The organism is Collinsella aerofaciens ATCC 25986 (assembly GCF_964239575.1).
Classification (GTDB): domain Bacteria; phylum Actinomycetota; class Coriobacteriia; order Coriobacteriales; family Coriobacteriaceae; genus Collinsella; species Collinsella aerofaciens_BQ.
The window spans coordinates 92,504-104,834 of record NZ_CAXSQQ010000002.1 but is presented as its reverse complement, the minus strand read 5'-3'; the positions used below and the strand labels follow the sequence as shown (position 1 = coordinate 104,834).

At 61.3% G+C, this 12,331-nt stretch carries 8 protein-coding genes and 1 tRNA gene; all 9 read left to right on the top strand.

Annotated features, from left to right (window positions below):
* Position 1: 1 nt before the first annotated feature.
* The 9 genes from ispE (at position 2) to ACESUZ_RS02300 (ending at position 12,185) form a co-directional block, all read left to right on the top strand.
* Entirely contained in the window at positions 2-898 is an 897-nt protein-coding gene (gene ispE, locus ACESUZ_RS02340) for a 4-(cytidine 5'-diphospho)-2-C-methyl-D-erythritol kinase (RefSeq protein ID WP_373198209.1), read from the top strand.
* 49 nt (positions 899-947) lie between these two features.
* Positions 948-1,024: transfer RNA gene (locus tag ACESUZ_RS02335), tRNA-Pro, on the top strand.
* 112 nt (positions 1,025-1,136) lie between these two features.
* Complete coding sequence (gene tatA, locus ACESUZ_RS02330; protein WP_373198208.1) at positions 1,137-1,412, top strand: twin-arginine translocase TatA/TatE family subunit; 276 nt, start codon at positions 1,137-1,139, stop codon at positions 1,410-1,412.
* A 107-nt stretch (positions 1,413-1,519) separates the two neighbouring features.
* Complete coding sequence (greA, locus tag ACESUZ_RS02325) at positions 1,520-1,990, top strand: transcription elongation factor GreA (RefSeq protein ID WP_373198206.1); 471 nt, start codon at positions 1,520-1,522, stop codon at positions 1,988-1,990.
* 79 nt (positions 1,991-2,069) lie between these two features.
* On the top strand, positions 2,070-4,034 hold the full coding sequence (lysS, locus tag ACESUZ_RS02320) for a lysine--tRNA ligase (RefSeq protein ID WP_373198205.1): 1,965 nt from the start codon (positions 2,070-2,072) through the stop codon (positions 4,032-4,034).
* Between the two features lie 326 nt (positions 4,035-4,360).
* Positions 4,361-5,929, top strand: coding sequence for a threonine/serine exporter family protein (locus tag ACESUZ_RS02315; protein ID WP_373198203.1), 1,569 nt, complete (start codon positions 4,361-4,363; stop codon positions 5,927-5,929).
* Between the two features lie 313 nt (positions 5,930-6,242).
* On the top strand, positions 6,243-6,791 hold the full coding sequence (locus ACESUZ_RS02310) for a DUF2798 domain-containing protein (RefSeq protein WP_022094319.1): 549 nt from the start codon (positions 6,243-6,245) through the stop codon (positions 6,789-6,791).
* Positions 6,792-7,072: 281 nt separating this feature from the next.
* Entirely contained in the window at positions 7,073-11,512 is a 4,440-nt protein-coding gene (locus ACESUZ_RS02305; RefSeq protein ID WP_373198201.1) for an acyl-CoA dehydratase activase, read from the top strand.
* The gene (locus tag ACESUZ_RS02300; RefSeq protein WP_055309426.1) at positions 11,496-12,185 is read left to right on the top strand and encodes a TetR/AcrR family transcriptional regulator; all 690 of its coding nucleotides are present in this window, start codon (positions 11,496-11,498) and stop codon (positions 12,183-12,185) included. Before ACESUZ_RS02305 ends, ACESUZ_RS02300 begins: the two co-directional genes overlap by 17 nt.
* Positions 12,186-12,331 lie beyond the last annotated feature (146 nt).

Below are 12,331 nucleotides of genomic sequence, written 5' to 3'. Positions count from 1 at the left end.
GGTGACCGATTGGTCCCTGACCCTTTCCGCGCCGGCAAAGATCAACCTCTATCTAGGGGTTCATACCGAGCGTGACGACCGCGGCTACCATAAGGTCGATTCCCTGATGGCAGCCGTCGGTCTTGTCGATACCGTGACGGTTACGCCGGCACAGGCGCTGACCGTCCAGACGATTCCGACATCCGACTTTCCCATGCAAAAGAATACGGCGTATCGTGCTGCGCTCGCTATGGCCGAGCATTATGGTCGCGAAGCCAATGTCTGCATCACGATCGAGAAGCGCATCCCGTTGTGTGCCGGCCTGGGCGGTCCTTCGACGGATGCCGCGGCGGTCATTGTTGCCTTGGCAGAGCTGTGGGGTATCGACCGCACCGATCCCGTGCTGGACAACATTGCGCGCGGCATTGGCGCCGACGTTCCCTTCTTTTTGCATGCCAGCCCTGCATTTTATGTGGGTGGGGGAGACGTGCTGGCAACCGAGTACCCCGCACTTCCCGCGACACCCGTCGTGCTGGTCAAGCCGCGTGAGGCAAGCGTTTCAACAATTGAAGCCTATCGACGTTTTGACGAGACCCCAGCGCCTGCGGACAAGCCTGGAGCGATCGCATCTGCCCTTCGCTCGGGAGACGCAGAGGCGGCCTACGCGCTCGTCCACAACAACCTGGGTGTCATTTCCGCGCAGATGGAGCCGCGGATTCAAACAGTGCTCGACTGGCTTCGTTCACGGGACGGTGCCATTGCCGCAAACGTGTGCGGTTCGGGTGCCTGCTCGTTTGCTCTCTGCGATAGCGCCGCCACGGCAGCCAATCTTTCGGTAGCCGCTCATCAAAACGGCTGGTGGGCTTATGCAACGGAGCTCGTTTCCGACACGGTTCGCATTGAAGCGCCAAAGAAGTAAAAATTTCTCTGGCACACGACGGAAATCTTTGTTACTATAGTCGAGCTAACGGGTTGTGGCTCAGTTTGGTAGAGCACTGCGTTCGGGACGCAGGGGTCGCTGGTTCAAATCCAGTCAACCCGACCAGAGCATGAGGAGGGACCGCTTCTTGCGGTCCCTTTTTTTAACTATTGTTGTGATACCGCGATACCCGCGGTATACTCATTCGAGCTTGTCTCGCTGTATTGTGGAGGTCTACATGTTTGGACTGAGGGCTCCTGAGCTCATCATTATTCTCGTCGTTGTCCTGATTATCTTTGGGCCCAAGAACCTGCCGAAGCTCGGTAAGTCCCTCGGCTCTACCGTCAAGAATATCCGCGAGGGTATGGAGGGCGACGATAAGGGCGAAACCAAGCAGGCCGAGGAGGTTGTGGTCGAGGAGTCCGAGGAGGACAAGGAGATCGCAGAGCTCGAGGCCAAGCTCGCTGCTGCCAAGCAAAAGAAGGCAGAGGACAGCGACGCGGACGCAGAGTAGTCCCATCCCTTTGGGGTGAGCACCTGACCGGCTTGCCCGCAGGCTAGCCGGTCTTTTTTCGTTTTGTTGACAGTTGATCGTTACATCATAGTTGGGGAGATATCCGTATGGACGCAAGCCAGATCGTACTGACCGCTGAAGGCCGCCAGAAGCTCGTCGAGGAGCTCACTTGGCGTGAGGGCGATTACGCCAAGGAGATCGTCGAGGACATCAAGGAAGCCCGCGCGTTCGGCGACCTTTCGGAGAACTCCGAGTACGATGCCGCCAAGGACAAGCAGGCCCAGAACGCCGCTCGTATCGCCGAGATCCAGGCCATCCTCGCCAACGCTCAGATCGCTGCCAGCACGGGCGACCTGACCGTCTCCATTGGCTCGACTGTTACCCTGGTCGACCCCAACGGTGAGCTTATCGAGGTCACGCTTGTCGGTACCACCGAGACCAACTCGCTCGAGCACAAGATCTCCAACGAGTCTCCGGTCGGTCACGCCATCATCGGTCACGGCGAGGGCGATTCCGTCGAGGTCGTTACGCCTTCCGGCAAGACTCGCGTCTACACCATCGCCAAGATCGCACGCTAGACCACGGTCCCGCGTAAAGGTATGTTTTCGCTCCCTGGGACCGAATCCTGGGGAGCGTTTTAGTTTGAGGAGCTAACTTATGGCAGAGAACCAGAACGCCGCCGATCAGGCATCGACGCTCAACGACGAGCGCGCCACCCGCCTGGCCAAGCGCGCCGCCCTGTTCGAGGCGGGCCAGAACCCGTATCCCGAGCACTCTGAGCTTGAGGACTACGTCGCCGATATCGAGGCTAAGTACGCCGAGCTTGCCGATGGCGAGGACACCGAGGATGTCGTGAAGATCGCCGGCCGCGTGGTCGCCAAGCGCGGTCAGGGCAAGATCATGTTCATCGTCGTGCGCGATGCGACTGCCGAGATTCAGCTGTTCTGCCGCATCAACGACATGGACGAGGCTGCCTGGAATACGCTCAAGGCCCTCGACCTGGGCGATATCCTGGGCGTGACCGGCGTAGTCGTGCGCACCAAGCGTGGCCAGCTTTCCGTTGCCCCCAAGAGCGCGACGCTGCTCTCCAAGGCCGTTCGCCCGCTGCCCGAGAAGTTCCACGGTCTCTCCGACAAGGAGACCCGCTATCGCCAGCGCTATGTCGACCTGATCGCCAACGACGACGTTCGCGAGACCTTCCGCAAGCGTTCGCAGATTCTCTCCACGTTCCGCCGCTTTATGGAGTCCGATGGCTACATGGAGGTCGAGACCCCCATCTTGCAGACCATCCAGGGCGGCGCTACGGCTAAGCCGTTCATCACGCACTTCAATGCGCTCGATCAGGAGTGCTACCTGCGTATCGCCACCGAGCTGCACCTCAAGCGCTGCATTGTCGGCGGCTTTGAGCGCGTGTTCGAGATCGGCCGCATCTTCCGTAACGAGGGCATGGACCTTACCCACAACCCGGAGTTCACTACGATGGAGGCCTACCGTGCCTTCTCCGACCTCGAGGGCATGAAGGCGCTCGCCCAGGGCGTCATCAAGGCCGCTAACAAGGCCATCGGCAACCCCGAGGTCATCGAGTATCAGGGCCAGACTATCGACCTGTCCGGTGAGTGGGCAAGCCGCCCCATGACCGACATCGTCTCCGACGTGCTCGGCAAGCAGGTCACCATCGACACGCCGGTTGAGGAGCTTGCTGCCGCCGCACGCGAGAAGGGCCTGGAGATCAAGCCCGAGTGGACCGCCGGCAAGATCATCGCCGAGATCTATGACGAGCTGGGCGAGGACACCATCGTCAACCCCACCTTCGTGTGCGATTACCCCATCGAGGTCAGCCCGCTTGCCAAGCGTTTTGAGGACGACCCGCGCCTGACGCACCGCTTTGAGCTGGTTATTGCCGGTCACGAGTACGCCAACGCGTTCTCCGAGCTCAACGACCCGGTCGACCAGGCCGAGCGCTTTGCCGCCCAGATGGCCGAGAAGGCCGGCGGTGACGACGAGGCCATGGAGTACGACGAGGACTACGTGCGCGCCCTCGAGTACGGTATGCCTCCCGCGGGCGGCATTGGCATTGGTATCGACCGCGTGGTCATGCTGCTCACCAACCAGGCTTCTATCCGCGACGTGCTGCTGTTCCCGCACATGAAGCCCGAGAAGGGTTTCCAGTCCGGTGCCGCTGCCGCCAAGGCTGCCGAGGCCGGCAACGCCGCGAGCCCGTTCGTTAAGTCGCTTAAGCCCACGCTCGATTACTCCAAGATCGCCGTTGAGCCGCTGTTTGAGGAGTTCGTCGACTTTGATACCTTCTCCAAGAGCGACTTCCGCGCTGTGAAGGTCAAGGCATGCGAGGCCGTCAAGAAGTCCAAGAAGCTGCTGAACTTTACGCTCGACGACGGCACCGGCACCGACCGCACCATCCTCTCCGGTATTCACGCTTATTACGAGCCCGAGGACCTGGTTGGCAAGACCTTGCTCGCCATCACCAACCTGCCTCCGCGCAAGATGATGGGTATTCCCAGCTGCGGCATGCTGATCAGCGCTGTCCACGAGGAGGAGGGCGAGGAGCGCCTCAACCTGATTCAGCTCGACGCCTCCATCCCCGCCGGCGCAAAGATGTACTAATTGGTTCCGCCGTTCTACCGAACGGCGGACCAGCCGACGCTGCGCGACGCCCAGGGCGACAATTTGTCATTCAAAAGGCAAGGCATGACCAGAAGGTCTATGCCTTGCCTTTTTCATGCCAACTTGTTCGCCCTGGACGTCGCTCGCTGTCGTTGCCAAGGCATCGGCGTTGCCTTGATTAGCACTTGGGGACGGTCCTTTTCGTCGGGGGGCCTACCGGCTCATTGGGGGTTTGCGCCTTCCATGCATGACAGTCGTCTCTTTTATGTTTCCTTTAGCCGTCGCTGTCTAGGATGGGGGTTAGTCGGTAGGAAGGGAGCGTCTATATGGACGACGCGAGCGAGCGTGCAATCGAAGAGGACATGCTCGATCAGTTCAATTACTTTGATGATGAGGACGAGGAGCTGATCGACCGTCGCGAGCCAGCGCCGCTTGATTCCTTTGATCTGGTCGATGGAGAGACTGATGAGGTTGAGGACGAATCAACGGAGTTCCCACAGTCTTCGCGCCTTAACTCGCTGCTTTCGAGAGCCCCCATGCACCACGGCGTTCGTGCTGGCGCGCTCCATATGAAAACTGACTGGCACCAGATCGTGACGGCAGGCGATGAACTTGCCGTCGATGCGCCGCTCACCGATAAATCATCCATCATCTGCCGCACCGGTATGCTTATGCTCGCGAGCGGAACGGGTGCCTGGCGTGTTCGCGATACCATGAATCGCGTCGCCGCCGTACTCGGTGTGACCATCCACGTTGACTTAAGTCTCCTGTCGTTTGAGTGTACTTGCATCGAAGATGGTCACTGCTTTAATGAGGTTGTCAGCTTGCCCACAACGGGCGTCAACACCCATCGCATTTGGATGATGGAGAGCTTCCTAAAGGAAATCGAGACATATGGTCGCCGTTTTACGGTGCATGAGTATCACGAGATGCTCAAGACCGTTGAGAGCTCAAAACCTGATTACGTGCCTTGGCAACAGGGCCTTGCGGCGGCCTCCGCCTGTGGCGCCTTCGTTTTTTTGCTCGGCGGCGGCCCTATCGAGATGGCCTGCGCGTTCGTGGGCGCGGGTGTCGGCAACTTTGCCCGCTCCCATATTCTCAAGCAAGGCCTTGGTCAGTTCAGCGCGCTGACGACCGGCGTTGCGCTCGCTTGCGTTTCGTATCTGCTGGCATTGCTCGGCCTTGGCCAGGTCATACCGGGGGCAATGTCGCACCAAGAAGGCTATATCGGCGCCATGCTCTTTGTGATTCCCGGCTTTCCACTCATTACGGCAGGCCTCGACATCGCTAAGCTCGACATGCGAAGCGGTATCGAGCGCCTTTCATATGCCGTATCGATTATTGTGATGGCGACCCTCGTAGGTTGGATGGTTGCCGAGTGTGTTGGCCTGGCGCCGGACGACTTTGCCCCACTGGGCCTTTCGCCGCTTGCCCTTACGCTCCTGCGCGTGGTGATGAGCTTCGTTGGCGTATTCGGCTTCTCGGTGATGTTCAACAGCCCGGTAAAGATGGCCGCGGCAGCTGGGTTGATCGGCGCCGTGTCCAATACCCTGCGTCTGACCCTTGTCGATGCGCCGACGATGATTCCCTTCCTGGGCCTCAGCACGGGAATGCCTCCCGAGGCAGCAGCGTTTATCGGCGCGCTGGTATCGGGGCTGCTCGCAAGCTTGGCTGAAGTCAAGCTCACCTACCCGCGCATCGCCCTCACGGTGCCTTCGATTGTCATTATGGTGCCGGGCTTGTATCTGTATCGCTCGATGTATTACATGTGCACCTTCGACACGGTCAATATGCTCGGCTGGTTTGTGCGCGCAGTGCTCATCGTAGCGTTTCTGCCCGTTGGACTGGGTGTGGCGCGTACGCTCACCGACCCTCGCTGGCGCCACACCAGCTAATTGGTACAAGGGGGACAGGTTACTTTGCACCAAATGAGTTGCGGTGAAATAGGGACTGAATTGCTGCTTAAAGGGTCAAAACAGTCCGTATTCCACCGCAACTTATGGGGTCGGGGGATTATCGGTGCCCTGCATCTTCATAAACTCAACGCTTACGAAGCGCATGCGTTTCGTGCTAGGCTGGTTCCACCACATAAGTAGTCGCAGACGCGCGTACCACGGGCGGGCGAGATGAAGTTCCAACAGCTCCATCTTGCCCGCCCGTTTTTGTTGCGTGGCGCCGCGGTACAACACAGAGAGGAATCTGCCCTTTATGCCTATCAACAAACGAGAGAGCCTGCTGTTCACCTTTATCATGTGCTTTTGCATGGTGCTCTGGATGAGCATCTACAACGTTGCCCTGCAGCACGGGGCCATCAACGGCGAGGTCGTTGCCACTGCGTGGCTCGGCTTCCCCGTTGCCTACATTTTTGCCATGTGCTGCGACTGGTTCGTCGCCAGCCCGCTCGCCAAGGGTTTCGCCTTTAAGTACTTGGTCACGCCGGGCAAGAGCTCGCCACTTGCCATGACGCTCGCCGTCAGCTCCTGCATGGTCGTTCCCATGGTCATCATCATGTCGCTGTACGGTGCCTGTGAGGGTCTGACGCACATGCCCGGCGGCATCCTTGCGAACCTGTATTCCGTGCCCGCGATCTGGATGATCAACATCCCGCATAATTTTGTGATGGCGCTGCCGTGGAACCTTTTGGTAGCCGGTCCGATTTCCCGCTTCGTCTTCCGTCGCGCCTTCCCTGTGGGGACGGTTTTCGAGGAGGAGCATGCCGAGCTCTTGGAGCAGGCTATGGCTCCTGAGTGCGAGTAGCTCGCTTAGGGATCTGCTGAGCGCGGGCGACTTGCTTGGTTGGAGCCCTAAGCGTGGATAGCTCTCTCGGCGACATCGCGGGCGTGAGCGGTGCGCATGACCGGAGGGCCCGTGCTGCTCCGTTGCCCGACGTGCTAGCGCGCAGAACAATCTGTTGGTGCATTCGGCGGCTGCTGAAGCGTTTCGGCAGCCGCTTTTTATACGGAGTTTAAATACAACAGTCTGTTGTATTACGTAGAGTGGTATATCTCTAGCGGGAAAAATGCGAGAGACGGAGCATTATGGCGTTGCTAGTAGGACTGGACGTAGGGTCGACGACGACCAAAGTTTACGCGATGCACGAGGATATGACCGAGGCGTGGTGGGGATATCGCCGCCACGGGGCGTGTCAGACAGCGAGCGTGCGCGCCATGCTCGGCGAGCTCGCCGAGCGCTTTCCCCATGAGTCACTGCGCGTTGCGGTGACCGGCTCGGGTGCGCGCGATATCGCGACCGCGCTGGGCGCCTCGTACGTTCAGGAGGTGGTCGCCAACGCGCTCGCGATCAGCAGGTTCTATCCGCAGACGCGCTGCGCCATCGAGCTGGGCGGCCAAGACGCCAAGATGATCTTCTTCCGCACCAACGATAAGGGAGACATCGAGGTTGCCGACATGCGCATGAACGGCTCGTGCGCAGGCGGTACCGGTGCATTTATCGACGAGATGGCAAAGCTCATGGGGGTCGGCACCGAATCGGGCGAGTTCGAGCAGCTCGCAAGCCGGGGAACGACCGTCCACGAGGTCTCGGGCCGCTGCGGCGTGTACGCAAAGACCGATATCCAGCCGCTGCTCAACGAGGGCATTCCTACCACCGACCTGGCGCTTTCGGCGCTTCACGCGGTCGCCCGCCAAACGGTCGGCGGTCTGGCCCAGGGTATCGACATCGAGCCGCCGGTAATCTTCGAGGGCGGTACGCTCGCCTACAACCCCACACTGGTCCGCGTGTTCCGGGAGCAACTGAATCTATCGGACGATCAGGTTATCGTCCCGCGCGATCCGCAGATCATGGTCGCGCGCGGTGCCGCCCTGTCGCTGACCGACATGTTCGCATCGTCCCAACCGATCGACCTTCCCGACGCTTTTGTCCGGCTGGATAAGCTCGAGACGGTCGCGCCCGCAAGCGGGGAGGGACGTCTTGCCCAGCCCTTTTTTGCCACACCTGCCGAGCAGGCGGATTTTACGGCACGCCATGGCAAAGAGACGCCGGCAAAGGGTCCGGATGCGTATGCGCCCGGAGAGACGGTGCGTGTGGCGCTCGGTATCGATTCGGGGAGCACGACGACCAAGTTCGCCCTGGTCGATGAGGCGGGTGAGCTTGTCGATTCGTTCTACGCGTCTAATAACGGCAGACCGCTCGACGTCGCCCAACAGGGTCTTGTCAGCTTGAAGAACCGCTGGGAGACAGCGGGAGTCACGCTTGCGATCGATGCCGTGGGCACCACGGGATACGGCGAGGAGCTTTTCGCGCGCGCGTTCCACGCCGACTACCATACGGTCGAGACGGTCGCGCACGCCCGCGCCGCGTGCGCATGCGTTCCCGATGCGACCTTCGTGCTCGATATCGGCGGACAGGATATGAAGGCCATCTGGCTCAACCACGGCGTGCTGACCGATATCGTCGTCAACGAGGCGTGCTCTGCGGGCTGCGGCTCGTTCCTCGAGGGTTTTGCCAAAAACCTCGGAATAGCCGTTGAGGATATCGCGACCGAGGCATTTTCGTCCAAAGCCCCCGCCGTTCTCGGCAGCCGCTGCACGGTGTTCATGAACAGCAGCGTCGTTTCCGAGCAGCGGCGCGGTAAGGGTCCGGGCGACATCATGGCCGGTCTCTGCCGGTCGATTATCGAGAACGTGTTCACCAAGGTCATTCGCGTTTCAAATCTCAACCGTCTGGGCGACAAGGTCGTCGTCCAGGGCGGCACGTTCCGAAACGACGCGGTGCTGCGCGCATTCGAGCAGTATCTGGGCAAACCCGTCACGCGTGCGCCCCACCCGGGGCTGATGGGCGCTATCGGTATCGCCCTGCTCGCGCGCGAGGAATGCCGCAAGGGCGACGCCGGCACGTCGTTTATCGGGCTCGATGCCGTGGAGCGCTTCGAGCATCGCGAGTTCGGCGGCGTTACCTGCCGTCGGTGCAACAACCGCTGCCAGCGCGCGGTCGTGGCATTTGGCGACGGCTCGCTTTACGTCACGGGCAATCGCTGCCCGCGCGGCGGCGCCATCTCATGGGATGAGCTCGTGCGCGAGGTTCCCGCGGCGGAGGAGCTGCGTCCGCAGGGTGCTTGCGAGGCACAGGCACCCGGCACGGGGCGCGACCGGACCGCGGCTGCCCCCAATCTCTTTGTCGACCGCGAGAAGCTGCTGTTCGAGTCGTACCCCACGGTTCCCGTCAGCGGGGGGCGCGATGTCACGATCGGCATTCCCCGTGTGCTCGAGTTCTGGGACACCATGCCGTTCTGGTCGACGTTCTTCAGCACGCTCGGCTTTAAGGTGCGCGTCTCGGGACGCAGCACCAAGGCGATGTACGAGCGCGGTCTGGCGCACGTCACATCCGACACCGTGTGCTTCCCGGCCAAGCTCGTCCACGGGCACATCCGCAATCTCGTCGACGCCGGCGTCGACCGCATCTTCATGCCCATCATCACGACGGTGCCCACCGAAAACGCCGCCTCTACCAGCGAGTGGATGTGCGCCGTCGTAAAGGGATACCCCTACGTGATGAGCAATTCCGATAACCCGGAGGAGCGTTTCGGCGTTCCGTTCGATACGCCGCTGTTCCACTGGTACGACGAGGGCGACCGAAACCGCCAGCTCAAGGCGTGGTGCAAGGAGACCTTCGATATCGATGCCGACCTGGTTGCCAAGGCGACCGAGCAGGCGGACCGCGCGCAGGAGACGTTTGAGAACCAGCTGCAGCTGCGCGGCAGGCAGGTGCTCGAGAACGTGCGCGAGGACGGCGGCTACGCGGTGGTGATCGCTTCGCGCCCGTACCACAACGACCCGCTGGTCAACCACGGGCTGCCCAAGCTCTTCTCTGAGCGCGGCATCCCCGTGCTGACGCCCGATGCGGTGCCGGGGGTCTGCAACGTCGATCTTTCCAACAGCCGCATCGACATCGTGAACAACTACCATGCGCGCATGCTGTCGTGCGCGGTCATCGTCGCATCGACGCCCGAGCTCGAGCTCGTGCAGATGGGCAGCTTCGGCTGCGGCCACGATGCGTATCTCACCGACGAGATCGCGCGCATGATGGGCGAGATGGGCTCCAAGGTTCCGATGATGATCAAGCTCGATGAGAGCGACGTCGCCGGTCCCATGGGCATTCGTGTGCGTTCGTTTATCGAGTCGGTCAACCGTCGTCGCGCGGAGGAGCGTGCCGAGGGCGCCCGGGTGCACGCGGTCCATCCGCTCGACGACCCGTATAAGGTCAAGTACACCAAGCGCGACCGGCACGACAAGATCGCGCTGGTCCCCAACACCTCCCATGCGTTCTGCAGGCTCATGACCGCGGCGATGCGCAATCAGGGCGTGCGCGCCGAGGCCCTTGATATCGGGCGCGAGGATGCCATCCGCCTGGGCAAACGCTATGTGCACAACGACATCTGCTTCCCCGCGCAAATCGTGATCGGCGAGGCGCTCGCGGCACTCGAGAGCGGTAAGTACGACCCGCACGACGTCGCCGTGGTGACTGGCAAGTATATCGGCGACTGCCGCCTGACGCACTACATGCCCCTGCTGCGCCGCGCGCTCGACGACGCGGGATACGACTATGTCCCGGTGCTCACCAACGACGACGTCGATGCCCACAATGCGCATCCGGGCTTCAAGCTCGGCCTTGGCCCGAGCATCCAGATCGCCTACGGTCTTCCCATGATCGATGCCCTCGAGGCCATGCTTAGGCGCATCCGTCCCTACGAGCTCGAGAAGGGCGCGGCGGACGCTGCGTTCGACCGCGCGCTCGATGAGGTTATCGAGGGCATGGAGCGCTCCGGGCTGAGAGGCCAGGCGACGGGCTTCAAACGCGCGCTTGCGATCATGGACGCCGTTCCGTACGACCGCTCGAACCCGCATCCGACCGTTCTCATCGTGGGCGAGTACCTGCTCAATTTCCATCTCGGCGCCAACCACGAGATTGAGCGCTACCTCGAGGACAACGGGCTCGAGGTCATCGAGGCGCGCATGACCGACGTGATCCGCAAGACCTATTTCTACAAGCATGCGCAGTCGCGCGAGTTCCACGTCGACCTGTCGCTGCCCGAAAAGGCCTGGTACGCCACGGCGGACAACCTGTTCGAGCTCGCGCACGACCGTTGCGACCGCCTGGGCGCGGCGAGCCCGCTCTACGAGCCGCCGACGCGCATGCCCGAGCTCGTGCGCGCGAGCGATAAGATCCTGCACCATACGTTCGATGCGGGCGAGGGCGTGCTGATTCCGGCGGAGATCCTCGAGCACGCCAAGCGCGGCTGCCGCAACTTCGTGATCCTGCAGCCGTTCGGGTGTCTGCCCAACCATGTCGTGGGGCGCGGGCTCATCCATGCGCTCAAGGAGCAGTATCCCACGGCGCAGTTCCTGCCGCTCGACTACGATCCCGACGTGAGCTTCGCCAACGTGGAGAACCGTCTTCAGATGCTCATCATGAACGCCAAGGCGCAGGGGTGCGGTGAGGCGCATGGCGAGACCGCGTAAGGACGCCGATGCGCCCGATGCACGCACCCGTATCATCGAGGCGTTTTGGGAGCTCATCGAGAACAACAGCATCTTCGAGCTGTCGGTTGGCGAGGTGACCCGCGCCGCCCAGTGCAATCGCGGAACGTTTTACTACTATTTTCACGATTTCGATGAACTCGTCGCCATCGCCATAGCCCAGCTGCTGCAGGATAACGAGCTCATCACCGATGCCCTCTGGCATTTTTCGAGCGAGGGCGACCTTTCGGCGTTCGACCGGCGCGACGTCCGCTGCCTGCTGCGGCGCATCGTCATCACCATGAGGGCGGGTGCCGCCGAGCAGGTCGTGCAGGGCATCCATACGATCATCATCGACCGCGTGAGAGAGATCGTCCACCCCGACGGAGAAGAGCTCAAGGCAGATTCGAGCTTTGCGGTGGGCTTTCTGGTCTCGGGCATCATGGGCTTTGTGATGGCGGTCGGCTTTGCCCGGGAGGGCGGCGAGGAGATAGACCTCGAGCAGCCGGGGGACAGCGCGTGCGCGTACCTGAGGGCGGTCGCCATGCAGACGGTGGAAACGGTCGCGCAAGTCGAGGGCGTCGATACATCCGAGCTGCTCGAACGCGTCTCCAAGGAGGCCGATGCCTATCGCGCATCGCGTGCGACGAGTCCCGACGTGGTGAAAGACGCCTAGGGTTTCTCTTGCGGGGCGCCTGTCGCGCATCGCGCGGTGAGTCCCGCGATGCGGTCATAACCTGCATTCATGTGAGCCGGGTTTATAGATATTCCTCCAGCTGTTAACATAGACAACCTGTGGGTAAAGAGACAAAAGCGCCGCCG

What these genes read in the sequence shown, in the direction of transcription:
- lysS (WP_373198205.1), top strand. Translation starts at nt 2,070, where the DNA reads ATGGCAGAGAACCAGAACGCCGCCGATCAGGCATCGACGCTCAACGAC.
- greA (WP_373198206.1), top strand. Translation starts at nt 1,520, where the DNA reads ATGGACGCAAGCCAGATCGTACTGACCGCTGAAGGCCGCCAGAAGCTC.
- ACESUZ_RS02310 (WP_022094319.1), top strand. Translation starts at nt 6,243, where the DNA reads ATGCCTATCAACAAACGAGAGAGCCTGCTGTTCACCTTTATCATGTGC.
- ACESUZ_RS02315 (WP_373198203.1), top strand. Translation starts at nt 4,361, where the DNA reads ATGGACGACGCGAGCGAGCGTGCAATCGAAGAGGACATGCTCGATCAG.
- tatA (WP_373198208.1), top strand. Translation starts at nt 1,137, where the DNA reads ATGTTTGGACTGAGGGCTCCTGAGCTCATCATTATTCTCGTCGTTGTC.
- ACESUZ_RS02300 (WP_055309426.1), top strand. Translation starts at nt 11,496, where the DNA reads ATGGCGAGACCGCGTAAGGACGCCGATGCGCCCGATGCACGCACCCGT.
- ACESUZ_RS02305 (WP_373198201.1), top strand. Translation starts at nt 7,073, where the DNA reads ATGGCGTTGCTAGTAGGACTGGACGTAGGGTCGACGACGACCAAAGTT.